Raw genomic sequence first — 1,014 nt, forward strand, 5'->3', positions numbered from 1 at the left:
ATTTTCTCAGCTTTGTTGTCGAGATTCAGCCCGAAACACTTCCTAATAATGGGGAGTCAGTGGGAATTGATCTAGGGATTGCTACCTTTGCTACCCTCTCAACAGGGGAAAAGATAGACGCACCGAAACCGTTAAAGAAACGATTAAAACGACTAAGAAAAGCACAGAAAAACCTTTCTAGAAAACAAAAAGGAAGTAAACGACGGGAAAAAGCCAGAAAACGAGTAGCTAAAATCCACGCCAAGATTAAGGACACTCGTACTGATTTCTTGCATAAACTATCCACTAGAGTTGTTCGTGAAAATCAAACGATAATTTTAGAGGATTTAAACACATCGGGAATGGTTAAGAATCGCAAGTGATCCCGTGCCATATCAGACTTAGGATGGCGTTCTTTCCGAGATATGCTATCGGCAAAATCTGATAAATATGGGCGTGATTTTCGGATAATTTCCCGATGGGAGCCAACGTCTCAGAGGTGTTCCTGTTGTGGGAATATCGGCGGTAAGAAAGCGTTAAATATCCGTGAGTGGGAATGTCTTTTTTGTGGGACTTTTCATGATAGGGATGTAAACGCCGCAATTAATATCAAGGTCGCCGGTGGGCAATCGGAGACTTTAAACGGGCGTCGAGGAAAGTGTAAGACTTCTGTTAAAGAAGCAGCATCCCGTGAAGCGTTAACCCATCCGAAGATCGTTCAATTAAGTTTGTTCGATCTGTAGGGAATCACCGTCCGGCCCCGGCGGTGAGGATGTCAACGGCTATTAGTTGTCAGTTTACCGATTACCGATCACAGCCAAAAACCAACCTTTGCCGCTCGATAATTAATTATAATTTACAATTCTCACTTCCCAATTCAGAACTGATAAACTACTGTAATCTATAATTCACAATTTATAATTCATAATTTATAATTCATAATTTATATGATGAGCGTCACTCATATAGCCTTTTCGGTAGCTTTGACGAGTATAACGTTGGGAACCGCCAATCCGGAGATATTGGGCATAGCGG

At 41.7% G+C, this 1,014-nt stretch carries 1 pseudogene; it reads left to right on the top strand.

Going from position 1 to position 1,014, the window contains the following annotated elements:
- Window positions 1–722: pseudogene (locus O9290_RS27060) on the top strand (RNA-guided endonuclease InsQ/TnpB family protein); the annotation flags it as partial.
- Window positions 723–1,014 lie beyond the last annotated feature (292 nt).

This window comes from Microcystis sp. LE19-41.2A, assembly GCF_027530405.1.
In the GTDB taxonomy this organism is placed as follows: domain Bacteria; phylum Cyanobacteriota; class Cyanobacteriia; order Cyanobacteriales; family Microcystaceae; genus Microcystis; species Microcystis aeruginosa.